At 69.4% G+C, this 22,150-nt stretch carries 21 protein-coding genes; 8 read left to right on the top strand and 13 right to left on the bottom strand.

From position 1 onward, the window contains the following. The first annotated feature begins 36 nt into the window (after positions 1–36). The 7 genes from D7223_RS32650 to D7223_RS01400 all read left to right on the top strand — a co-directional run bounded on the left by D7223_RS32650 (position 37) and on the right by D7223_RS01400 (position 7,689). Positions 37–180, top strand: coding sequence for a hypothetical protein (locus tag D7223_RS32650; protein ID WP_158610806.1), 144 nt, complete (start codon positions 37–39; stop codon positions 178–180). Beyond that, positions 177–710, top strand: a complete 534-nt coding sequence (locus tag D7223_RS01430) for a MarR family winged helix-turn-helix transcriptional regulator (protein WP_238161443.1) — start codon at positions 177–179, stop codon at positions 708–710. The genes D7223_RS32650 and D7223_RS01430 overlap by 4 nt, the downstream gene beginning before the upstream one ends. Further along, on the top strand, positions 707–2,104 hold the full coding sequence (locus D7223_RS01425; RefSeq protein ID WP_120723953.1) for an APC family permease: 1,398 nt from the start codon (positions 707–709) through the stop codon (positions 2,102–2,104). Before D7223_RS01430 ends, D7223_RS01425 begins: the two co-directional genes overlap by 4 nt. Positions 2,105–2,184: 80 nt before the next feature. Continuing rightward, positions 2,185–3,504, top strand: coding sequence for an MFS transporter (locus tag D7223_RS01420; RefSeq protein ID WP_120723951.1), 1,320 nt, complete (start codon positions 2,185–2,187; stop codon positions 3,502–3,504). 98 nt (positions 3,505–3,602) lie between these two features. Further along, positions 3,603–5,408 (top strand): hypothetical protein, encoded by a 1,806-nt coding sequence (locus D7223_RS01415; RefSeq protein ID WP_120723949.1) that lies wholly within the window; start codon positions 3,603–3,605, stop codon positions 5,406–5,408. A 331-nt stretch (positions 5,409–5,739) separates the two neighbouring features. After that, positions 5,740–6,120: a histone-like nucleoid-structuring protein Lsr2 gene (locus D7223_RS01410; protein WP_120723947.1), complete on the top strand. Its 381-nt coding sequence runs from the start codon at positions 5,740–5,742 to the stop codon at positions 6,118–6,120. A gap of 621 nt (positions 6,121–6,741) precedes the next feature. Beyond that, positions 6,742–7,689, top strand: a complete 948-nt coding sequence (locus tag D7223_RS01400) for a DUF5954 family protein (protein ID WP_238161441.1) — start codon at positions 6,742–6,744, stop codon at positions 7,687–7,689. Positions 7,690–7,766: 77 nt separating this feature from the next. On the opposite strand, the gene D7223_RS01395 is transcribed toward D7223_RS01400, so the two are convergent. Continuing rightward, positions 7,767–8,846, bottom strand: coding sequence for a DUF3800 domain-containing protein (locus tag D7223_RS01395; RefSeq protein ID WP_147252445.1), 1,080 nt, complete (start codon positions 8,844–8,846; stop codon positions 7,767–7,769). After that, positions 8,846–13,114 (bottom strand): MobF family relaxase, encoded by a 4,269-nt coding sequence (gene mobF / locus D7223_RS01390; protein ID WP_120723941.1) that lies wholly within the window; start codon positions 13,112–13,114, stop codon positions 8,846–8,848. The genes D7223_RS01395 and mobF overlap by 1 nt, the downstream gene beginning before the upstream one ends. Positions 13,115–13,350: 236 nt before the next feature. On the opposite strand from mobF, the gene D7223_RS01385 reads away from it, so the two are divergent. After that, a complete protein-coding gene (locus tag D7223_RS01385) occupies positions 13,351–13,764 on the top strand; it encodes a hypothetical protein (protein WP_120723939.1) in 414 nt (137 codons plus the stop codon). A gap of 228 nt (positions 13,765–13,992) precedes the next feature. On the opposite strand, the gene D7223_RS01380 is transcribed toward D7223_RS01385, so the two are convergent. From D7223_RS01380 to D7223_RS01330, 11 genes are all read right to left on the bottom strand, one after another. Next, positions 13,993–14,496 carry a hypothetical protein gene (locus D7223_RS01380; RefSeq protein ID WP_147252446.1) on the bottom strand — a complete coding sequence of 168 codons (504 nt, stop codon included), beginning with the start codon at positions 14,494–14,496 and terminating at the stop codon, positions 13,993–13,995. A 178-nt stretch (positions 14,497–14,674) separates the two neighbouring features. Then, positions 14,675–15,076, bottom strand: a complete 402-nt coding sequence (locus tag D7223_RS01375; RefSeq protein WP_120723935.1) for a hypothetical protein — start codon at positions 15,074–15,076, stop codon at positions 14,675–14,677. After that, a complete protein-coding gene (locus tag D7223_RS01370) occupies positions 15,073–15,474 on the bottom strand; it encodes a hypothetical protein (RefSeq protein ID WP_120723933.1) in 402 nt (133 codons plus the stop codon). The genes D7223_RS01375 and D7223_RS01370 overlap by 4 nt, the downstream gene beginning before the upstream one ends. Before the next feature lie 147 nt (positions 15,475–15,621). Further along, complete coding sequence (locus tag D7223_RS01365) at positions 15,622–16,071, bottom strand: hypothetical protein (RefSeq protein ID WP_120723931.1); 450 nt, start codon at positions 16,069–16,071, stop codon at positions 15,622–15,624. Between the two features lie 64 nt (positions 16,072–16,135). Next, positions 16,136–16,777: a GGDEF domain-containing protein gene (locus tag D7223_RS01360; RefSeq protein ID WP_120723929.1), complete on the bottom strand. Its 642-nt coding sequence runs from the start codon at positions 16,775–16,777 to the stop codon at positions 16,136–16,138. A 127-nt stretch (positions 16,778–16,904) separates the two neighbouring features. Beyond that, entirely contained in the window at positions 16,905–17,330 is a 426-nt protein-coding gene (locus tag D7223_RS01355) for a hypothetical protein (protein WP_120723927.1), read from the bottom strand. A 619-nt stretch (positions 17,331–17,949) separates the two neighbouring features. Further along, positions 17,950–18,174: a hypothetical protein gene (locus tag D7223_RS01350; protein ID WP_147252448.1), complete on the bottom strand. Its 225-nt coding sequence runs from the start codon at positions 18,172–18,174 to the stop codon at positions 17,950–17,952. Positions 18,175–18,261: 87 nt separating this feature from the next. Beyond that, positions 18,262–18,765: a hypothetical protein gene (locus D7223_RS01345; RefSeq protein WP_120723923.1), complete on the bottom strand. Its 504-nt coding sequence runs from the start codon at positions 18,763–18,765 to the stop codon at positions 18,262–18,264. 131 nt (positions 18,766–18,896) lie between these two features. Then, positions 18,897–20,111, bottom strand: a complete 1,215-nt coding sequence (locus D7223_RS01340; protein WP_120723921.1) for a DUF932 domain-containing protein — start codon at positions 20,109–20,111, stop codon at positions 18,897–18,899. Between the two features lie 611 nt (positions 20,112–20,722). Continuing rightward, the gene (locus D7223_RS01335) at positions 20,723–20,986 is read right to left on the bottom strand and encodes a hypothetical protein (RefSeq protein ID WP_120723919.1); all 264 of its coding nucleotides are present in this window, start codon (positions 20,984–20,986) and stop codon (positions 20,723–20,725) included. A 141-nt stretch (positions 20,987–21,127) separates the two neighbouring features. Then, complete coding sequence (locus D7223_RS01330) at positions 21,128–21,697, bottom strand: hypothetical protein (protein WP_120723917.1); 570 nt, start codon at positions 21,695–21,697, stop codon at positions 21,128–21,130. Positions 21,698–22,150 lie beyond the last annotated feature (453 nt).

Genomic DNA, 22,150 nt, shown 5'->3' with positions numbered 1-22,150 from the left:
CAGGCAGGTCATCAGCCACAGCACGGGGGAGAAGACATGTACGACGAGGATGAGGACACCGAGCGTCCGCGCCGGCCGGCGCCGCAACCGCCGCCGCCGACCGACCGCGGCGGCCAGATCGGCCAGCGCCGCAACCGCAAGCCCAACCGGCGCCCAGCACGGCGCAGGTGGATGCTGTGAGCGCCGCCACGGACCGCCGCCCACGACGAGTCGCCGGGGTCTACCGACCGCCGGTCAACGCCGCTCGGATGCCGACGCCGCGGCCGGGGCCGCTGGCGCAGCTGGTCCGCACCGCCAACACACTGCGCGCCCAAATTGAACGCGATGTGCTGCGCGATGAAGGGTTGACCTGGACCACTTACGACGTGCTCGTGTTGGTGTGCGCGCGTCGGGCGGTTGAAACACGCGCGGCCGCCGCCGAGGTGGGAATCGCCAAGGCCACCCTGACCAACGCTCTCGTGTCGCTCGTTGACCGAGGGCTGGTGCGCCGGGAACTGCAGGAGGGCGACCGGCGGCGGGTAGTTCTTCGCCCGACCCAGGCCGGTATGGACCTGGCTCGCCGCGTCCAAGGCCCGGTCGAGGCCGAGCAGGCGCGGCTGTTCGGCGAGCCGGGCATGCCGTCGGGGGAGAGCCTGGCCCGAGTTCTGCGGGCCCTGGCCACCCGCTCGCAGCAGGACAGCACCACCGGCGAGCCGGGCGCGGCCCGGTGACCGCGCGCATTGGTGTGGCTCGGGGCGCCGCCCTGTACGTCGGGGCGGTGCTCGGGCCCGGCGTGTTGGTGCTTCCCGCGCTCGCCGTGCACGCCGCCGGTCCGGCGTCGCTGCTGGCCTGGGCTGCCATGCTGGCCGTGTCGGTGCCGATCGCGGCGGCGTTCACCGCCCTCGGCATCCGATACCCCGACTCCGGCGGGGTGGCCACCTTCACCCGACGGGCGTTCGGACCCAAAGCCGGAACCGTTGTCGGGTGGTGGTTCTACACGGCGGTGCCGATGGGCATGGTCGCCGGCGCCATGGCCGGCGCCCGCTACGCCGCCACCGCGCTGGACACCGGGCCGGACGCCGCGGCAGGGATCGCCGCCGTCATGCTCGCGGCGGCATACGCGATGAACCTTGTCGGGCTGCATCTGTCCGGCCGCCTACATCTGGCGCTCACCGGTGGTCTCTGCGCGCTCCTGGTCACGGTGATCGTCGTGTCGGTGCCGCACATCGCGGCCAGCCGGTTCACACCGTTCGCCCCGCAGGGCCTCCCGGGTATCGCCAGCGCCGCCGCGGTGCTCTTCGTCGCGATCTGCGGATGGGAAGCCGCCGCTCACCTGGCGGGCGAATTCGCGCACCCCCGCCGCCAGCTGCCGATCGTGGCTACCGCAAGTGTGAGCATCATCGCGGTGCTGTACGCCGGGCTGGCGATCTGCACCGTCGGTGTGCTCGGCGCGTCCGCCGGGCAGAACGAAGTGCCGCTGCTGCGCCTACTCGGCCCGCAGGCCGGCGGCGGCGCAGCGGCGGCGGCTGCGCTGTGCGCGCTGCTGCTGACCTTCGGCGCCTGCTTCACCTTCATCGCCGCCGCGGCACGCGCCGGCGCGGCGCTGGGCCGCGACGGCGCCTTCCCGGCCTGGTTCGGCGTCACCGGTGTCGACGGAGTACCGCGGCGCAGCCTCGCGGTGCAAGCGAGCTGCGCGGCAGTGGTCGCCGTCGCGGCGCTGGCCGCACCGACTGTCGTGGACGTGGACCTGCTGATGCGCGCGTTCTCGGTCCTCGTGGCATCGGTCACCCTGCTCGGGCTCGCCGCAGCAGTACGACTCCTCGGCTCACCGCTGATCCGCAGTGGCGCGGCCGTGGGTGCGGCTGTCGTCGGCGGAGTCGTCGTGTGCGGAGGTGCTCTGGTGGTCCTTCCGGCGGCGGTTGCCGTCGCGGCCATGGCGTGGCGGCGCTACCACCCGGCGCCTCGCGACCTGCCGGCCGGTACTCCGGTGGCGAGGCCCACCGCGGGTACGACGTCACGGCGAATCGCAGTGGTAGATGTCCAACCCCGCCGGGCGTACAACCTCATGAATCCGGGTGCCGGGATCTCTGCTTCCACCCGAAGCCGTCCCCCCAGCGAGCGGTGACGCTCGACGGCGGTCGCCGGCACTTCCCTGACCGGCGACCGCCGTCACCCCTGTCCGGAAACCGGCAAAGGGGCCATCTAGTGACTAACATAGTCGTACCCACCGAAGCATCGGCGGCCAGCGTGGGATGGCGCCTCGGTGCCCTCTACGGGCCAGCGATCTACGGCGTCAGCGCCGCTGCCGTCGCTCTGCCCGTCGCCGCCGACAGGCTGCACACCGCGCCGGCAACGGCCGTGTGGATCCTGACCATCCACGCCCTGGGCCTCGGCGTCGGCGCCGCCGTCGCCGGACGCGCCACCGACATCTGGGGACCACCACGCACACTCAGGCTCGGGGCGGCGCTGCTCGCGGCAGGCGCGACCCTCTGCGCGTTCGCGGCCATCCTCGCTGTAGCCGTCGCGGGCCGGGCACTGCTCGCCGCGGGATCTGGGGCGATGACCGCGACCGCCCTCACCCTCGCCGCCGGTCGGCCGGCAACGCAACGACCGGCGGTGCTGGCCCGCCTCGGCGCCGCGATGGCGTTGTTCTCGGCCACCGCACCGCTGGCCGGGGCACTGGCCGTCACCACGTCCTGGAGAGCTGCTCTCGTCCTGCCGGCACTGTCGCTGGCCGCTCTACCGCTGTGCTGGCCGCTCGCCCAACCCCGCCAGAGAGTTCAGGCACGGGTCGACTGGATCGGCGCAGGCTTGCTGGTCGTCACCGCAGCAGGTCTGCTCCTGACGATTCAATCCACCGCCCTGGACTTTCCGCCGCCGGCCGTCGTCGGTCTCGTCGCGGGCACCTGTGCGCTCGCCGTCCTGATGGATCGCCACCGCCGACGGCACCCCGACGGCTTCGTCCCCGCGGTGATCAGCCAGCGACGGTTCGTCCTCGCCGGGCTGGCCGGCGCTGGCGTCTACGGCGGCCTGTTCGCCTGCGTATACGCCGTCCCGCAGTTGCTCACCCGCCTCGACTACTCCGCTCAGGACATCGGGCTACTGCTCGTGCCTAGCGCGATCGTGGCGGCGGTGGCTGCCCGCCTCGCCGGTCGCGCATCGGGTGACGCCGCGCGCCGGCAGGTGCTGGTCGGCGTGACGGCGTTGTTCAGCGTCAGCCTGCTGCTCGCCGCGTGGAACCATCGCCCGGTAGCACTTATGGGTGCCGCAACTGTCGGGTTCGCCGCCTTCGCCATCGCGCAGACAACCCTGACCGCCGCCATTACCGCCGGCGTCGCCCCTCGGCAACGAGGCGGCGCGCTCGGCTTGCTGAACCTCATGTTCTTTATCGGGGGAGCGGTGGGCGCATCCGCATGTTCGGCGCTGTGGCAGCCGTGGGGACTGCCCGTCGCACTCGCCGCGGTGGCGGCGCTGCCGGCGGTCGCCGTAGTAGGAGCCCATGCTGCGTTGTCGAAAGCTGAGTGAAGGAGCTGCGTGAGACCGCAAGCCGCCGGGCTGCCGCCGCGTCGTACTTCCATAGCATCCTGTAGCCGATCAATGGTGGTAGATGAAGTGAGGCGTATATGGGTCACGGCACCGTCCCCAAGGGCCGCGAAGGCGAACCTGAGACGACCAGCGAGCGAGCGCCCGGCCCACGGGACGTTCTGCTGACGATCACCAAGCACCTCTGGGAGCAGGCGCGGGACACGCAAAGCAGCAACTGGCCGCCTCTGTGGTTGGTCCTCGCGGTCGCTGGAGTTGGGGTCGGCGTTGTCCTGATGCTGATCGTGCCGGTCGTGCGAGGGCTGCTGTTCGCCGCAGGTGACGCGATCGCGGCGCTCAGCGGCTGGGTCCACGAGCAGGCGTACGCGCAAATCGTGCTCGCGCCGGTGCGCCGATACCTGGAGACCCACGCTGAGGGTCTGGCGATCCCCGCGACCACCTTGTGGTGGACGTGGTGCATCACGGGCGTGGTGCTGCTGGCCATGTGCGTGCTGCGTGTCGTCGCCGCACGCATCGGATGGGTTCTGTACGGAGCGGCTACGACGGCGATGGTGGCATCTGCGACACCTGGGGACGGGCGCTGGATCGCGGCGGCTATCAGTGGTGTCTGGTGGGTACTGCTATCAGTTCCCGCCTTTGGCAGGCACCGGTCCTCCCCGGTAGTGGTACTACCGGCGCCATCTACCGGCGCAGCAATCCCGCTACTGGAGCCTACGGACGTCCCGGTACAAACGCGAGCCGATGGCGACGTTCCGCCCCCGGAATCGGCCCCGGATGACTACGCAGCGTGGGCCGCGGCTCTCTACGAGCGGCTGGTTCGCAGAGCCGATCACGCCCCGCCCGCTGACGTCACGGTGTCGTGGACGGCTGTGACCACCGGCCCAACATCCTTCGCAGCCCAGGAGGGCGACCGCCACGTCAGCGGCATGGTTGTCAACGGACTTGCCGCCGAGGATCTGCTGAGGCAGCTGTCAACGCCTGCGGGTGCCAACGCCGTTGTGCGGTGGACGACTAACCCACCTCAGACCCCCCGACGCCGTCGAATCTCAGATGAAGGCTACGACGGTCCTCCGCCGCTCGTCGACTTCGTGCGCGACAGCACCGCCTCGCTCTCGGCGGTCACCGCGGCACTCGCCCAGATCAGGAGCCGGTGGAGCGGTCTCAACCTCGGCGAGCAAATCTTGGCCCGTGCGGAGTTGCTCAACCGCACCGCACCGCTGACCTCCGGCGTCGTCGACTGCATGCCCGACTCCGACGACGACGTCTACCTTGGCAGCATCGCCTTCAACGACTGGATCGACCTCGACACAGTCATCGGCGGCAACGCCTCATCCTGGAACGACTTCGCGTCCCACCGACCGCAAGTAGTCGGCCTGATCATCGAGAAACTGCTGACAGCCGACGACCCCGGCATCGCCTTCACCGAAATCCTCACCGACCTCGGACACGCCTGCATGCTGCGCTACAACGGTCCCGCAGGACCCCTACACCGCATCGGCAGAAACGGCACCCACCGCACGCACGCTCTCCGCATTCTCGGGCTACCGATCATGGCCGCCGAATTAGAGATCGAGGCACTCCCGCTGCGCATCGACGCCATGAGCACCTGGGGAGAGGGCAATTGGGGCGACAGCTACGACGGCCCAGCTGACCGGATGTGGCGCGCTCTTCGCGACCGCGGCCTACTCGAGGGAACGATCTCCGGCAGCGGCCCGCACGCCAAACTGGAGCCATACCGCGCCGCTGCTCCCTGGCTTCTTGGTAACCCGCGCTCCGCCGCCGCCGTCAGCGCAGCTTACGAACGGATCTACCCAGGAGCTCTCGGTATCCCGGCCGACGCGATGGCCGGCCCGAGACAATGGCTCCGTTGGTTACTTGGCACCTAGCGAAGAATCCGACCCGATGTGCCCGGCCAGTGCCCTGTGCTCAAGGCGCCTGCCAGGCCGGAAAGTGCCTTTTCGCAGAGGCGCTCATTGGAAATCCCATGTTTCGGTGACGAAGGGATCGCAGCCAGCAGTGAAGCTGAGGCGTTTGCCTGATGCGCACAAGTCACTCCTTGTTCTTGGCTCGGCACCGACGCTGGCCTTTCCGCACGACGGTGATGGGTGAGGATGGGTGAACGTAGCCATCGCCCAGAGGGTGAGCCTCAAATTTCCGTTATCCGGTGCGGGGGGTTACTATCCGGGTCACGCTTCTTAAGGCTGGAAGGATGACGCCGTGGCTAAGCAAATCATTCATAAGCTTGTCGACGACTTGGACGGCGGTGACGCCGACGAAACCGTCAAGTTCGCTCTCGATGGTGTCCAGTATGAGATCGACCTGTCGGCTCCCAATGCCGAAAAGCTCCGGGGCGTTCTTGAGCCCTACACCAGTCATGGGGCGAAGGTTGGCCGTGGTGGCGTCGCTGTCGGCGGGCGCGTAGCCCGGACTTCTGCAACTCCAGCCGGTTCTCGCCGTGTCGGCGGCGGTATCGTCGTCGGCCGGGAGCAGAACAAGGCGATCCGGGATTGGGCCAAGAGAGCCGGTAAGAACGTTTCAGATCGGGGACGGATCCCGCAGGACGTCGTGAATGAGTATCACCAAAGCGCGGGGCGTTGACCAGCGACTCACGGCATGCGGGGATCCTGCCTGCGTATCAATCCTTCGTCGGGCAACGTCGCGTCTGCAAAGGTGATGGCGCGACGTCGGCGCTTCACGACGAGTCGCCGCCGGCGGAGCGGCCCTGATGGGGCGGAGGTCCGCTTTGCTGCTCGCGCCATCGCCCCGCGGTCTCGGAGCGCAGGAGTCGACCGACCATCGCCTCGGCCTCGTCGTGGGAGTCATACGTCCACCGCAGCACCTTCCCGCTCTCGGTGTCTCCTGTGCGCGCCACGACCTGCCACTGTGTCTGACGAATCAGCCACACGTCGCGCCGGGTCAAGCGCCCCCAGGTGCCGTTCCACCACCGCCGGACAACTTCCTCTACCACGGTCGGATCGTACACACGTTCGACTTTCGAGCGAGGTGGAGCGGCGGGCGGGAAGCTTCATTCGCAGTGGTCCCGGCTGCCGCGGTCCCGCGGCTGGCAGCAGTCGGGCCAATGCGGCCATCCAGAAACCGCATCCGGGACGGTGCCCTCGCCCCGGGCGTGGCACTCGGTGAGGCCAGCGTCCGTTCCGCGGGCTTCGCGCCGTGCGCGGCACCTGTTTAGATGGCCGGAGTAGTCACACAATGACTGCTATGGGTGACGAGGAGATGGCCACACCAGTGGTCTTGCGTGTGCAGCGGCGCGACGACCCGGTTGGTGCGGTCATGGAGGACGACGCGGCGCGGCGCGCTGAGGTGTATCCGCGGATTCGGATCGGTGCTCCGTTGTTCGGACATGCCGTGCAGGCCGAGGCCGGACGCTGGCAGGTGTGTGCTGTGGTGTCGGATACGCCGCAAGCGGCCCGGGACATCCTTGCGCACCGGTTGCGCGAGCTGCTGGACGAGACCGAGGACGTCGGACTGGCCACAGAGTTGACCGCAGTTGTCGACGTATTGGACAGGGAGAAGCTCGACGAGATAACGGTCACCGGCCGGGCGCATCGGATCGTGCGGGTGGACACGTTCGCGCGGTTCGGTCCGGATGGCCCCGAGCCACCCCGGCCCACCGACCGAGATCCCCGCGATGCTGAGGACCATGACAGCTTCCTTGATGAGGTCGTCGTCGTCGACCCGGAAGCGGTGACCGGAGTCAGCGAGGCGATGTTGCGGGTCGAGCTGATGACGGCGCACTATCCGTGGGGGCAGGTGCCCGCCGATGTGTACGCCGAGAGCGTCGCTGCCGTCGCCGCCTACCCTCTCGGGGTGGTTCTCCCGGCCCGTTACGCTGCCGCTGAGTGCGTCGGCGGGTCGTGGCGGCCGTACAGCCGGGCGGTGGCCACACCTCAGTTGGCGCGCGACGAGATCGCGTTCGGCCTGCGCTACATCGAGCCGCGCCTGTTGAGGCTCACCGACGAGCAGACGGCCTTCTTGCAGCAGGCCGCCGACGACCTGGACGCCAACCCCGTCGATGACCTCACCGTGCTCGGGCGCCGCTTCCGGGTGACCCGCATCGAAACCTTGCTGCGCATGTCCAGTGGTGGCCCGGAAGGGCCGCGCTCCTCGGATCCCGACCCGGAGCAGCCGCCGGCGGCTGGCCGATAGCCGCGCCGCGTGCGCCGCGTTGAACGACTCCGATAGTGCGCCGCTGTTCGTGCGTGTCGGCGGTACTTCTGGACTGCTCATTCACCGAGGTCGGGTTGAGTTGCAGGCTCGACGTCATCGTGCAGATCACGGCGAGGTTGAGGAGTCGCCGTCCGGTCGGGCGTCGTTTCTGATGTCCCGGCTGCTCGGGGAAGCATCTGGTCGACAGTCCTGCTGAGCTGTTCCACTCGTTCGGCGATGTGCTGTACGTAGCCGAGTACCTCGCGCGTCAACTGGTCGGAAGCTGGTGTCCTGGCCTGGTCAGCCTGTGCGACGAGGCTTCGCAGGATGGCGCCGGCCTGGTTTGGTTCGGGGCCGGCGGAGTACACTGTCGGTGAGGACATGGCCTGGGCGCTTTGGCTCAGGTTGTGGGGGCCGCGTTCGCCATCTGGTGGAGCGGCCCCTCTCTCGTTGAGGCGTAGCTCCGCGCCGGTCGTTGCTTCGAGGACGGTGGCGACGTCGGCGATGCGGTTCCACCACTGCGGTTCGTCGGCGCGGATGGCGCGGCCGGCCGACCACGCGACGGCGTCGGCCATCCACAAGCCAGCGTGGCTGCGGTCTTTGACGTGCACGAGGCGCATGCGGTGACTAATCGCGCTTTGGTCGAGCAGGCGCCGGTAGGCGCGGATGTCGGTGCGGTCGGTAGCGGGTAGGCGGCTGCCGGCGTCGCGGGCTTCCTGCCATTCGCGCATGCTGGCGCGGCTTTCCAAGTAGACGTCGCGTACGCGTTGAGCGTTGAGGTAGCGCAGCAGCCGCTCGAGGCTGACTTGACGGGCATATTCGCGCTGGTCTTCAAGGTGGCCGCGCATGTTCTGCGGGTTGTCGGGTGTGAGGGCTTGCCTGCCGTTGTCGAGGGGGACTTGGGCGGACACGACGGACCAGCCGGCGTGGTTGTCTACGACGTCGAGCATTGCTTCGATGGTGCCGACGTGGCCGCGGTGGTACAGCTCGGATGAGTGGTAGGGCTGGCCTGCGGCGGCGGCGTTGGCGGCGGCGATTGCGGGCGCGACGTCGTCCTGGTCGATGAGGACGGCGGCCATGAGGTAGGCGCCGGGGCTGCCGCGTTGCTGTAGCCAGGATTCGTCGACGAACGCGACGGGATGGGGTTGAACGGCCATCACTCGAGCTCCATTTCCTCGGCGACAGTGTGGCTGGGCGTGGGCTCGGTGCGGCGCCGGGCGGCATCGGCCTGATGTGTCAGGTGCTCGGCGACGGGCGTGGCGTGGGGTTGTGGGCGGGTGTCGTCGATGGCACGGACCCGGGCCGTAGTCGCGGCGACGGCGTTGGCCAGGTCGGTGCGGCGGGTTGCGGCGCGGCGGGTTTGTTCGGCGGCGGCGGCGAGTCCGGCGTAGCGGGTGGGCAGGGCGTTGGTGTACCAGCGCTGCCATTCGTCGTGGCGGGTTTCGAGGTCGGTGACGCGTTCGCGGCGTTGGTCGATGACGTCGTTGAGGGTGGCGAGCTTCGTGCTCAGGCTGGCGTGGTGGCCGGCTGCGTCGGCGGCGCGCTGGTGTGCTTCCTGTTGGGCGGTGAGCATTCGGGCGCGGGAGGGGCCGCGTTGCCACCAGCGGGGTTGCAGGTGTTGGGCGTGGCTGGCGGCGCGCTGGCCGGCGGTGTTGATGGCGGCGAGAAGCAGGGTGAGGTCGTGGTGGCGGTGCTCGACGTCGGTGAGGTCGAGGTGCGCGCCGCGGAGTTGGTCGGCGACGTAGGTCGGCGCGGTGGCGTCGATCGCCTGCTGCGCGGTGATGAGCTGCGCGAGCTCGTTGTCGTCGGTGGTGGTGAGATGTCCGGCGAGGGTGGCTGCGCCGAGCACGACGCGGGCGCGGTGCCAGGCGTTCCATCGGGGGATGTCACCGGTGGAGGGTTCGGGCCCGATGGGGTGGTCGCTGGTGAGCTGGTAGCGGTCGCGGTAGGTGACGATGATTTCGGCGCGGGCGAGCCACTGGTCGCGGCCCACCTGGTCCTGCGGTACGGCGCCCAGGGCGCGGGCCCAGACGGGTTGTTGCTCAGCGGCGAGGTCGGCCAGCGCGGTGACGCGGCGGTCGCAGATGGCGGCGACCTGCCGCAGGGCGTCTCCGACGTCGCCGGTGAGGTCGGCGAGCATGCGGTCGGTGTAGGACGCGGCGAGCGCCGGTGTGGTGGCGATGGCGGGGTCGGCGGTGGCGCGGGCCATCGTGCGGTCAATGCGCCAGGACAGCACCGCGGCGATGTCGTCGGCAGAATCTAGTTCCCGGGGCCGAATCGCGCGACGCAGGACTTCGGCGGGGTTGTGGCCGGCTTCTCGCAGGGTGGTGAGGCGGGCGATGAGCGCAGGCAGCGCGAGGTCCTGTGCGAGCCGGTCGGCGACGGTTGGTCCGCTGATGCGGGCGACGACGGCGAGGTATTCGGGGATGCGGGCGCGGGCGGAGAGGTCGTCGTAGATGGGTGTCCAGGTGTTCAGGGCGTCGACGTCGGCCCAGAGTTGGTGTTCGGTTTCGGTGGCCGAGCGGTCGGGTGTGGCGCGGCGCATGATGTCGGCCAAGACGGCGACGCGGGCGGTGGGAGGTTGTGGTGGGATGCCTTCTCGGGGGTGGTCGTCGGTGACGACGTAGGCCTCGTTGAGGGTGTGGCCGCGGGTGAGCATGACGTACAGCCGCGCCAGGGTAGTGCTGTCGTCGACGAGCGCGCGGGCGGTGTGCACGGTCTGCCCTTGGACGGAGTCGACGGTGAGGGCGTAGGCGAGCTGGACGTGCCGCGCGACGTACGGAGCGGGCAGGACGGCGCTCGCGGTGGTGCGCAGGTTGGTGACCCGGAGCCGCCCGCTACGGGTGACAGCCTGGACGCGCCACTGGTCGCGGTTGGCGACGAACGCGGCACCGGCGCCGAGGCGACGGTCGTTGCGGCGGGTGACGATGATGTCGCCGACACTGGCGTGGTTGCCGTCACGGAGGCGCACGGCGGGGCCGGCGCGGACGAGGCGGGCGCGCAGGAGGATGTCGCGGGCGCGGCGGGCGATGTCGGCGGCTTCGTCGCCGGTCTCGACGAGCATCATGCTGGGATGGCCGGTGGCCATGTCGGCGGCCCACCGGTCCAGCATCTGACCGATGAGCAGTGTGCGGTGCCCTCCGATGAGCCGGCCGCGGTGTTCGTATTCGGCCAGGACGGTGAGGTCGCCGGTGCGCAGCCGCAGCGACGCTGCTCCTTCCCACGGTTGGGTGAAGCGGTGCACCTGGGAGAGGTGGGTGGTGGTGCCGAGGCTGTCGAGGTAGCGGAACAGGCCGCCGGGTCCGACGGCGGAGATCTGCGCGGGGTCACCGACGAGGATGAGTTTGCCGCCGACGGCGTCGAGTTGGGTGACGAGGCGGGCGAGGTCGTGGCTGGAAACCTGCGACGCCTCGTCGATGATGACCCATTGACCGGGTGCGAAGCGCCAGTCGGCGGCGCTCGTGCCGGGAGGCGGCCGGTCGTGGGATCTCAGCCACCGGGCGATGTTTTCGGTACGCAGCATCGTCCCGTCGGGCTGGCGGGTGGCGTCGGCGAGCAGCTGCGCGGCGGACTGTCCGACGGTGAGTCCGAGCACCGGCACGCCGCCGTGCCGGGCGACAGCGACCACGGCGCGCTGGAGGTACGTCTTGCCGGTGCCGGCGGGTCCGACGACGCCGGTGACGCGCCGGTCATCGCCGACGAGGAAACGCAGTGCAACGGCCTTCTCCGCCGACAACCGAAATGCGGTGACGGCGTCGTCGATCGCCATGCCGGAGGCGGGGCGGGCGCCGCGGCGGCCGGCGTAGGTGATGACTTCCTTCTCGGCGGCGAGGACGGCGTGAGTGGTCATCTGCAGATCGCGGTGGCGGGTGTACTCGCTGTGCTGGTCGCTGCTGCGCAGCAGCGTCGGTCCCCACTGCACGAGGGCGGGCGGAGTCAGCACCCGCAGCCCACCCAGGTTCTGAGCGATGGCATCACCGGCGAGGGTTTGCACCCTCCGCCAGTCGGATTGCGGCGAGTCGCCGGGGGTAATGCCGAGGACCCGGCCGACGGCCAGTTCGAGGTGCTCGTGGCCGAACACTGCACGTTCGCGGCCGAGGGTGTGCACGGCGCGGGCGAGCGCCAAGCGCACGTCGCTGCGTACTGCCGCGTCGATGACCCGGTCGCGTTCAGGCCCAGAGATTCCAAGTCGAACGGCAGCCGTGCGCAGGGCTTCCTCGTCCACACCGGCCGGGTTCAGCTGACGGGCGCGGCGCAGGACGCGCCACGCCGTGTCGGCGGTGTCGTCGTTCACGTCGCTGGTGAGAACGCGGCGTACCTGACCGGGAGTGTCGAGCCGGGCCTTGCGGTCCTCGGCCTGCCATCGCTGCACGGCCTGGTCGGTGGACTCCGCGCCTTTGGCCGGGCGGCGGGTCCGCAGCGTCGCGTCCTGGGCGCGTCGACGCCACTGCGCCGCCGTCGACCGCGCCGCGGGTCCGGCGCGGTCGACACGGCGGTCCATCTCCTCGGTGATGGCGCCGCGCCGCTTGCCGTAGTGGCGCAACGACGCCTCACTGAAGCCGACGATCTCCCGGATCCCGGAGTCGCCGCGGGCGGCGAAGGTCACGCCGCGGCGCTGGTGCAACTCGAGTTCCACGGCGCGTTCGTAGGCGACGCGGGCGCCGACGGTCGCGCGATAGAAGGCACGCCCGTCCAACGCCAGCCACTGCGGTTCACCGTTTCCGTCGACCGTCTTGACCTTGGCGGAGACGACGATGTGCGAGTGCAGCTGCGGGTCGCGCTCGCGGCTCATCCGATGGTCGAAGACCAGCGCGGCCAGCCCTTCGGTGTCGAGCTGACGGACGCCGGCCGCGCCCGCGCGGGTGAAGGCCCCGTGCCGCTGGAGGTGATCGAGCAGCGAGCGCACCCCGGCATGATGAGCGGCCACGACATCGTGCTTGACCGTGTCGTCGCCGAAAGCCCACAGCAGCGACACGGACTTCACGGGGGAGACCGTGACGTCGTAGGCGGACACCGCCCGCCGTTCGGGAGCATTCATGATGCGGTGCCACACCTTGTCGCGCTGTTCCACGGTGGCGTCGTCGGGTAGATGCAGCAGTGCGCGTCGTACCGCTTCGTCGCGGTATTCGTCGGTCATCGGCGCGTAGATTCGCCATTTCTGACCAAGCCGAAATCCAGTCGTGGGATGCCGTCCCTGGCCGATCAGATAGCGCATCTGTTGTTCGGTGACCCAGCCGCTGACGTCGAGGACGGCGGCGCCGTTGCCGGCCCACCAGCCGGGGCTCTCACCGCGTGCGGTGTGGTTGATGTAGTAGGGCGTCGGGCCCGTGTCGCCGAGGGGACGCAGGTCATGACGACCGGCGGCCACCTGCTCCATGACGTAGCGGTAACCGTCGCCGGGCGAGATGCGCGTGACGGTCAACATGGCCCGACCGTAGAAGATCAATTAGAGATGTGGCAGTTGAGAATGCAAGGGGGTGTGTCCCCTGTAACTGAACAAGAGGAGGGGTGGCAAAGGTCTAGGCAGGCCAGGCGCTCTGTGGCCAAAATTGAACGGCTGCGGTGGGAAGGTGAAGAATCCTGGCTAGGTTCAAACGGTTCGGTTAATTGGTGTGTTGCTTGGTCTGGTGAGCGGATCTGGACAGTCGTTACTGTCAAGGAATGGCGAGTAAGACGGGAAATGACGCGACCCGGGCGCTGCGGCGGCGGCAGGAACTGGAGCTGCGGGCGGTGCGCGCGGTCGAGCAGGCGGCCGGCACGGTCCAGGATGCGCAGCGGCGGCGGCATGAGGCCGTTTCGCGGCTGGATGAGGAGGTCGGCGAGGCTGCGGCGGCGCACGGCTTGGCCGTGGCGGTGCTGGCGACGGTGCTCCGTGATGACGGCTTGGCGGCGGACTTGACCGGGGTGGACGTTGCCCGGGTGCGGTCGTATCGGCGCGGCGCGGATGGCGCTGCGGTGCGAGCGCGGATCGCGGAGCTGGGCGAGGTGCTGCCACGTCGGCGCCGCACGGCTGTTCAGGTGCCCGACGCGCGGCCGTCGCCGATCGGGGATGCCGGCGGAGATGGGATGGCCTGAGGTGCAAGCGTTGGCCGGTCGGGTTCGCTCGGACCGGCCAACACTGCGGGGGCTGCGTCTACGTGCAGTCGAGTCCGCAGCCGGTGCAGACGATCACGAGGCCACCAGCGAGCGTCTGCGTGTCGCTGTCGGTGGCGGTGCAGTGCTCCGGGATGGCTGCGGGCCAGTCCCCTTCGACGACGGTGCGGCCGGGATAGACCCAGCCTCGGGTATCGCTGCCGTGGTACATCACGGGTGGGCCGGGGATCGGGCGGTGAGCGGGAGCGTAACCCGGCGGCGTAGCGCGGTGCCGGTGAGGTCGGTGGGGGTGAAGGGTGGCGTCTTCGTGTGGGTGGCGGTGCGGAACTGGTCGTAGTTCTTGAAGGGGGGTGAGGTCAGTTCGGCGCGGTCGATGAGGGCCAGCGTTTCGTAGGGCTCGGCGGCGACGTAGTGGCGGTAGGCGGCCTTCAGGTAGCGGTCGGCGTGGGCGTCTCGCTCGGCTTGGCGCTTGTCGCGTTCGGCCTGGGTCGTGCGTGGTGCGGTGAGCAGGTGGGGGTTGACGTCGAGGTGGGCGGCCACCGCGTCCCAGACTGCGGGGCGGCCGTACTTCAAAGCGAGCCCGGGGAGGTGGCCGTCGGCAATGTGTCGCACGGTCTGTTCTCTGTCGAGGGCGAGCGGTCCACCGTAGTAGTTGGGCGCCCAGTCGGCGTAGGTGTGGGCGATCGTGATGAGTTCGGGGCGGGTCATTCTCATTGCTGGTGCCCTTCCGGGACGTGAGGGATTGCGGCGTGGGTGGCGTGCGGCAGGGAGTGACGGGAGCGGCAGCCGGCGGTGGCGTGCTCGATGCGCGCCGACGACGTCGCGGTGCGGCGGCCCGGCCGCCTCGTAGGCGGCCGAGCGCACCCGGTTGGGGCCGGCGTGACCGGGTGGGCTAGCGCGGCGCTGTGATCTGGCGGGTTTCTGCGGCGGTGAGCAGGTGCGCGGGTAGCTGCGGCTGGTGTTCGTGCCAGGCTCGATACAGCCGGTGTGTTCCGTCGATGAGCAGTGGTGCAGGTGCTGCGTCGGGGATGTCGATTTGCGCCACGATCAGCGGTTGCGCTAGGTCGGTGGTCATGGCGTAGGTGCGGTTGAGGGCGTTGTGAGCCGGCCCGATGAGGCTGATTGCGTAGGGGTTCGGGTTGTCGAGGTGGATTAGGCCGTAGGCGGTGGCCCAGGCGTTGACGTCAACGGTGCTGGTGTCGCGGGGCGTCGCGGCGATCAGCGCTTGGGCGGCGTCGATGTCGAACACATACGGCCCGAAGTGGAACCACTGGGGTAGCCGGCCGTGGCTCACTGGTCGCTGTTCCTTGCGTTGAGCCGGGTGTAGATCGCGACGCATCGCAGGATCAGCTCGTGCGACGGCAGGGTCAGGAGCCGTTGTCGTTTGTCGTCGCGGAGGTTGTCCCAGATCAGGACGGTGACGGCGGCTGACCAGGTGTCGACAATGACGCCGTCGATCTTGGCGTATTGGCGGTCGGCGACGATTTGGCGCAGGGTGTCGATGAGGGTGGCATCGCCCGGCGGGTGGGTGGCGTCGTCGGGTTGCGCTGCCTCAGGTAGCAGGGTGTAGCAGTCTTCGCAGGTGTAGTCGATGTGCGGCGGATATTCGGTCTCCCATCGGCGCACGTCTGCGGCGGGCAGGCCGCAGACCGATTGGCGTGGGTCGCGGGGGTGGCGGATGTGCCAGCTCATCGGGACTCTCCGGGTGGGTCGTCGGTCGGCGGATCAGGGTCCGGTGGGTGAGGGGCGGGAGCGGCAGCCGGCGGCGGCGTGCTCGATGCGCGCCGGTGCCGTCTCGCGCGCGCTGTCCGGCGGGCGCTGCCCGGCCGGACAGTGGGGTTAGGCGGGTTGGCCTAGCAGGAAGTGCGGCCGTCCGGTGATGACCCACGAGACGAAGTCGGCCAGGCATGCGGCGGTCCGCTGCGTGAGGCGGAGTGGGAACCGTTGGGGCTGGGTGACGTAGCGGATGCACGCGCGCGACAGCTCTAGCCAGAGTTCGGCGAGTCGGGCGGCGGCGCGCATCTGGTGGGGGCGGTCGGCGCATCGTTCGCACCGGTCGTCGCGGGCGTGTAGCGCGACCTGGACGGCGGCGGCGCGGATGGTGGGTAGGTGGTAGTTCTCTGTCATGGGATCTGCTGGCCACACGGGGACGTGGGCGCAGAGGTCGAGTCGGTCTAGCGCGGCTGCGACGGTGCGGGTAGCGGTGTCGAGCAGGGGGCGAACGTCCCGGCGGCGGTCGGGGGCGGACAGCGCGGGCAGGATGCGCGTTGGCGCGGTGAGCGCGTTCATGCGGGCTCCTCGTGTGGTGGGCCGGTGGGCGGGCGCTGGTGCCCGACCACCGGCCCGGCATGGGTTACGGGCGGTAGGTGCGGCGGCGCTGGGGGGCGTGGGCGGGCACGTCGGGGATCTGGTCGTGGTAGGCCCGGATCGGTGCGCCCGCGATCTTGGCTCCGTACATCGCGCGGTCGGCGCGGCGCAGGAGTTCCGGCGCGCTGACCCCTCCGGCGGCGTGGGCCACGCCAGCGGTGGCCGACAACTGGACGGTCTGCCCGGCCGCGTCAATGCGGGCGCTGGCGATGGCGGCTTGTGCGGCGGCGGCGTGAGCGAATCCGGTCCGCTCGTCGGCAGTGGCGATCATGAGGAATTCGTCGCCACCGAGACGACCGATGGTCACAGGTAGGGCCTTGAGTTGGCGTGCGGCCTCGGTGAGTGCGGCGTCTCCGGCGTCGTGGCCGTGGGTGTCGTTGATGCCCTTGAAGTCGTCAAGGTCGAGCAGCGCGACGGAAACTGGGCGCGCGGCGTCGAGTTGCTTTTTCAAGTGGGCGAGGATGGCGCGGCGGTTGAGTAAGCCGGTGAGGTCGTCATGGGCGGCGTCGTACTGCGCGATCGTCAGCTGGGTGTTGAGCCTGATGATGGTTGATCGTTGTTTGTAGGCGAGCCAAGTAATGGCGACCGTTAACGCGAGATTGAGCGCGGTAAGGCTGGACGCGAGCATGGGGGAGCCTCCGGGGTGTTCACCTCGGCACGTCGTCGGCGTGGGCGATCGGGGCGCGCGGGGTGTGGCTGGCTGGGCCGGAGGCGGCCGGGCGCGGGGGACGGGTCCCGGCCGCCTGGCGGAGACGTCAGCTCTGGGTGGCCGGGGCGAGGTAAACGTTCGGGTGTCGCTCGACGTTGACCGGGTCAGCGGTGAGGTTGACGGGCATGCAGAACGTCGCTCCGCCGCTGAGGGTGTCGAGGTAGAACCGCCCGTGCTCGGTCCACCGGATCGTGAACTCGGTGGCGGCCCAATCGATGCCGTTGGCCTTGTAGGCGGCGGCGGTGATGATCTGGTTGGCGCATTCGGGGGTGACCGGGTGGGTCTTGCTCATGGTCAGGTGCAGGAACACGACGACCACGCGGCGGCTGCGTTCGTGGATGTCCTGAACGGTCAGGATGTCGCGCATTGCCTCGGTGGTGAGGCGCAGGTGCGCGAGGTGGCGAGCGCGGACGACCCGGACGAGCGCGGCGATCCGGTCGGCCTGTTCGTAGGTGGCGGGAGATTCGCCCATCGTGCTGCCTTTCGTTGTGGGGTTGTTGGTTGTGTGGTCGGGGGCTGCTATCCCCTCCCTCACATCTATAATCATACAGCATTAAGGGTTGAGCTGTCCACACGGGAGTCGATTCTCTGCGATTGGTTTTCGTCAAGATCACCCGGTGGGCCGTGCCAGCCGCGATCAGCTCGGCGCGGCGATAACGTCACGGCCAACCCCTTTTTCGGCCGCCGGGGGCGAGCTTGCTCGCCCAGGTATCGGGCGGCGGCAGTCAAATCCGGCGCGGGGGTTTCGAGGAAAAGATCATGCGGGTTTTGCATGATGTTTTCCGAGCCCGCGGCGGATTTTACTTCCGACGTTCGATACCGATAATCCCGGCGCAGCCGGCGGCCGAAAAGGGGTAGGGCAGCGCGGCCGTAGGCCGCTCCGGCAATGTCTTGGCCCTGTGCCGGCCTTGAGGCGCGAGGGTGACTGTGCGCGGAGTCGGCAGGGCGGGCCGGACCGGGTGCGAGCGCAGCGAGCGTCCGGCCTGCCCGGTGCTCGGCGGGAGCAACGGTCGCCACCACCACGAACCGAGGAACAAAAATCGGGTCGGTAGGCCCGAGGATCTCGACCGGATGGGGTGCCGATGTGATGGTCAGGCGGCCCGGGGTGTGTGGATGTCGATGGTGATTCGGTGGCCGGTGTCGCCGCCTCGCTCGACGGTGATCGTGGTGTGTGGTCCGGTGATGGCGACGACTGGGGCGGCCTCGCTGTCGCCAGCGTCGGTCACAGGCGCGGCTAGGTGCCGGCCGATGAGCGGTAGTGCGTGGGTGAGGTCGGCCATGACGTCGTCGGCTGCTTGCTGTGGCTGGCTGTGCATGTCGTCTCCGGGTGTCCGGGTCGCGTTGGAGGCGACCGCGCGGCGGCGGGTGGGGGACACCGGCGGTAGCCGGTGTCCCCCAGGTTGTTAGGCGGCGTCAGGTACGGCGGTGAGGCGGAGCGTCGGGGCGGGCATCGCGCAGGCGCTGCACCGGCCCGCTTGCCAGGCGTGGGCAGCGGGCGGATCACTGGCCACCGGGCAGGGTTGGCGTTGCAGCTCGGCCAGGGTGGTGGTTGCCAGGCAGCGCGGACACCGTCGCCAGGTTGCGGCGGGCGGGCCGGTGACGAACTCGGTGCAGGTTACGCAACCGAATCCGGCCTGTCGCAGGGCGTGTCCAATGGCGTCGGCGTGGTCGACGGCGCGGCGTGCCATGGTGTTGACCCGGGTCCACTCTTCGGTGGTGTGCAGGTGTCGCCATTCGGCATCGGTGAGAGTGAGGGGACTGATCCGGGCTTGTGCTTCGGCGCGGCCGAACAGGTAGCCGGTCCAGCCGTAGGCGCGGGCGAGCGCGGCGAACACGTCGCGGGCGTCGGTCTCGGTGAAGGTGCGGGGTAGGCGTACGCCGTGAGGCAGTCCGATGGGCTTGGGCATGGTCCCTCCTGCGCGTGAGTGCGGCCGTGCGGCGCGGCAGCCCGCGTCGGCGCGCTCGATGTGCGTCGACGCGGTGTCGGCCGTGCGGGCCGGGGCGGGCACCGGGTATCGGGTGCCCGCCCCGGGTGGGGTCAGCGGTGGGTAAGGGTGAGCAGGCGGCGGTGGGCCTTGCTCTTCAGCTCGTCGGCGCTGCCCTCCACCATGGCGGTGGCGCGGGCGGCGAGGTTGTTGCCGCGCAGGGATCCGGTCGGGCGGATGGTGGTTTTCCAGTCGGCGAACTCGGTGATGGCCCGCTCGGCGGCGTAGGCGGTGCGGCCCAGGCGCGCGGCGTTGGTGTCGAAGAGGTCGGTCAGGAGGTCGAGCCGCTTCGCGTGCTTGTTGCGGGTGCGGACAGGGGCGTCCTCGTCGGGGGACGTCCACAGGTCGCCGATCACCTCGTGGAACTCCTTGATAGCGATCTCGGTACGGGCGAGGGCTTCCTCTTCGGCGGCGAAGTGGTCGAAGTAGTCGACCGACAGGCGCAGGGTGCGGCGGGCCTCTTCGATGCGGTCGCGGGCGTTGCGGGTGTGGCGCACACCCCAGCGGGTGACGGCGTCGCGGACGGCGAACCGCTCGGTGTTGCCGCAGACCGGTCGCCACGGGGTGACGACAACCTGGAACAGGCTCGATCCGTCGTGGCTGTTGAGGGCGACGATGAACGGCACGACCTCGTCGTTGACGCCTTCGGCGTCGATGGTGACGGTCTGCGGCAGGCGCATGGAGATGAAGACCTTGCGGCCCTCGCGCAGCGCTCCGGCGGATTCCCACGTCACGGCGTAGTCGTCGACGAGGTCCTGAAGGAACTCGAAGCCCTGCCGGTTCTGGAGCACCTCGTAGCGGGCTCCGACCACGCCGAGACCGGCGTTGGTGTCCTCGCGGATGTTGACGAACTGGTCCGGCAGGATCCGGAGCTGGTCGGTGGGGTTGGCCTGGTAGAGCACGGGGCGGCGGCTGACGTTGAAGTTGATCCCGCCGAGGGTGAGCACCTGGTCGATGTCGGTAGTGCCGCCAGGGATGACGTTGCCGAGTTGGTGCCACGCGGGCGTGGTGGTGTAGAGCGCGACCTGCCCGGTGGTCTCGTCCAGGCCGTGTTCGGGCAGCAACTCGCCCTGGCTCATCGTGAGGACTTCGCCGTTGTCCCAGCTGTCCGGGTCGGTCACCAGGTAGCGGCCGTTGCCGAGGTTGCGCAGCTTTCCGGCGGCGACCTGGGCGTCGATGCCCGCCTGCTTGTCGGCGGCCCGGTTGATCTGCGCGATCCGCTCGGCGGCAAATTTCTGGTTGACGTCCGGCAGTGCGAGGGTGGTCATGACAGGCGTTGCCTTTCGTTGTGGGGTTGTTGGTTGTGTGGTCGGGGGCTGCTATCCCCTCCCTCACATCTATAATCATACAGCATTAAGGGTTGAGCTGTCCACACGGGAGTCGATTCTCTGCGATTGGTTTTCGTCAAGATCACCCGGTGGGCCGTGCCAGCCGCGATCAGCTCGGCGCGGCGATAACGTCACGGCCAACCCCTTTTTCGGCCGCCGGGGGCGAGCTTGCTCGCCCAGGTATCGGGCGGCGGCAGTCAAATCCGGCGCGGGGGTTTCGAGGAAAAGATCATGCGGGTTTTGCATGATGTTTTCCGAGCCCGCGGCGGATTTTACTTCCGACGTTCGATACCGATAATCCCGGCGCAGCCGGCGGCCGAAAAGGGGTAGGGCAGCGCGGCCGTAGGCCGCTCCGGCAATGTCTTGGCCCTGTGCCGGCCTTGAGGCGCGAGGGTGACTGTGCGCGGAGTCGGCAGGGCGGGCCGGACCGGGTGCGAGCGCAGCGAGCGTCCGGCCTGCCCGGTGCTCGGCGGGAGCAACGGTCGCCACCACCACGAACCGAGGAACAAAAATCGGGTCGAGCGATCTCGGTGGCGTCGACGGGCTGACCGTCACTGCGTCCCGGGTGTGCGCATTGGGCTCAGCTCTGTCAGGTCCAGCAGTCGCAGGGCATCGTGCAGGTATCGGCGGAGATTAGCGGGGGTGTCGTAGAGGACGACACCGCCGGCGTCCCAGATATCTCCGAGTACCACGGCGGTGCTCCGCTCGGCGTTTGGCGCGTCTTCCTCGTCCTGCTGGTCGTGCCACCACGGATCGTCCGGGCCGTAGACGGCGGGTTTGCCGGTGGCATCGCTCCAGAATTTGTTATCAGACATGCGGGTCTGCCGTTCTGTGCTGGGCCGCTGACCGTCGTGCCTCGTGCGGCGCGTCTCGTTGGGTGGGGCGGCGTCGGGAAACAGCCGTCCTCCGACGGGTGCGGCGGACGGGTCGCATTCTGCGTTAGCGCCGGGGATCGGCTACGCCAGGCGGGTGAGGTGTCGCAGTCGGTACAGGCAGGCGCCCGCGGTGGTCTGTCGAATCAGCGGAGTCGAGTCGTGATCGGTGTTCGCTGACGCCATGTCGGATCCGCGCCGTCGAAGTACGTAGTAGTAGCGGCCGTCGATGTCGGCCGCGCTCAGGCTGCGGATCGCGTTGTCTGCGGCGTCTGGCATCGCTCGGAGGTCGCTGTAAGGGTGTCCGGGGGTGCGGGAGTCTCCCGGGTTCTCGCAGAGGAACGCGGAGCCGACCGGTGCGCGGTCGTCCTGGTGCAGCCAGGCGCTGAGCCAGGCCGGCGTGAGGGGTGAGGTGAAGTAGGCGGTGAGCACTTCCAGGATGGCGGTGGCCGGGATGTACGCGCCCGGATGCAGCGGGTTGCTGGCGTGCCAGGTCTTGGGGCGCACAGGGACTGCCGCGATCTCGACGGGGGTGTCGGCTTCGGTGAACATGCCGAGCAACTGGGGTGGGTTGTCCCATCCGGCTTGCTCGGCGGTGCGCTCGGTGTCGATGAGGGCTTCGCTGAGGGCGTGCGCGGTTGCCGCGGACAGCATGGTCTTCGGACCTCCGGGTGTTGGTGTGCGGCGGGGGCTGCCGACCCCCAAGCGCGTACTCTAATCATACAGCGTAAGTGGGTGTGGAGGGTGCTCTTGCCGCGTGGTGTCCTGCAACCCGAGACGCGCCACCCGTCGCCTCTGCCTGCTCGTGCACCTTGGCGGGGTACACGTGTCGGACTCGGGGCGCGGGCACGTCCGGCTGGCCGACGCCCCAGCCCTGCGGGAGACCCACCACAGCCGATGTCGGGATCGAACGCCCCTGCACGGTCCGTCTCGGCGGCCGCGAAATCGTCATGGGGACCGTGCGCTACGAGCTGATGTCGGCCCAGATCGAGTCGGTCACACCGGTCGAGGACGGCCTTGTTCGAGTGCGTTTCGTACCGGGCGCGGACCCGACCGCGACGCTGGTCTAGGAACCGGGGCGGCCTGGCTGATCGGTATGCCGATGCT

It is taken from the genome of Micromonospora endolithica (assembly GCF_003626595.1).
GTDB lineage: Bacteria > Actinomycetota > Actinomycetes > Mycobacteriales > Micromonosporaceae > Micromonospora > Micromonospora endolithica.
This window is presented reverse-complemented; position numbering and strand designations above follow the sequence as displayed.

What these genes read in the sequence shown, in the direction of transcription:
- D7223_RS01400 (WP_238161441.1), top strand. Translation starts at nt 6,742, where the DNA reads ATGGGTGACGAGGAGATGGCCACACCAGTGGTCTTGCGTGTGCAGCGG.
- D7223_RS01365 (WP_120723931.1), bottom strand. Translation starts at nt 16,071, where the DNA reads ATGAACGCGCTCACCGCGCCAACGCGCATCCTGCCCGCGCTGTCCGCC.
- D7223_RS32650 (WP_158610806.1), top strand. Translation starts at nt 37, where the DNA reads ATGTACGACGAGGATGAGGACACCGAGCGTCCGCGCCGGCCGGCGCCG.
- D7223_RS01370 (WP_120723933.1), bottom strand. Translation starts at nt 15,474, where the DNA reads ATGAGCTGGCACATCCGCCACCCCCGCGACCCACGCCAATCGGTCTGC.
- D7223_RS01335 (WP_120723919.1), bottom strand. Translation starts at nt 20,986, where the DNA reads ATGTCTGATAACAAATTCTGGAGCGATGCCACCGGCAAACCCGCCGTC.
- D7223_RS01360 (WP_120723929.1), bottom strand. Translation starts at nt 16,777, where the DNA reads ATGCTCGCGTCCAGCCTTACCGCGCTCAATCTCGCGTTAACGGTCGCC.
- D7223_RS01340 (WP_120723921.1), bottom strand. Translation starts at nt 20,111, where the DNA reads ATGACCACCCTCGCACTGCCGGACGTCAACCAGAAATTTGCCGCCGAG.
- D7223_RS01350 (WP_147252448.1), bottom strand. Translation starts at nt 18,174, where the DNA reads ATGCACAGCCAGCCACAGCAAGCAGCCGACGACGTCATGGCCGACCTC.
- D7223_RS01345 (WP_120723923.1), bottom strand. Translation starts at nt 18,765, where the DNA reads ATGCCCAAGCCCATCGGACTGCCTCACGGCGTACGCCTACCCCGCACC.
- D7223_RS01395 (WP_147252445.1), bottom strand. Translation starts at nt 8,846, where the DNA reads ATGGCCGTTCAACCCCATCCCGTCGCGTTCGTCGACGAATCCTGGCTA.
- D7223_RS01355 (WP_120723927.1), bottom strand. Translation starts at nt 17,330, where the DNA reads ATGGGCGAATCTCCCGCCACCTACGAACAGGCCGACCGGATCGCCGCG.
- D7223_RS01385 (WP_120723939.1), top strand. Translation starts at nt 13,351, where the DNA reads ATGGCGAGTAAGACGGGAAATGACGCGACCCGGGCGCTGCGGCGGCGG.
- D7223_RS01415 (WP_120723949.1), top strand. Translation starts at nt 3,603, where the DNA reads ATGGGTCACGGCACCGTCCCCAAGGGCCGCGAAGGCGAACCTGAGACG.
- mobF (WP_120723941.1), bottom strand. Translation starts at nt 13,114, where the DNA reads ATGTTGACCGTCACGCGCATCTCGCCCGGCGACGGTTACCGCTACGTC.
- D7223_RS01380 (WP_147252446.1), bottom strand. Translation starts at nt 14,496, where the DNA reads ATGAGAATGACCCGCCCCGAACTCATCACGATCGCCCACACCTACGCC.
- D7223_RS01330 (WP_120723917.1), bottom strand. Translation starts at nt 21,697, where the DNA reads ATGCTGTCCGCGGCAACCGCGCACGCCCTCAGCGAAGCCCTCATCGAC.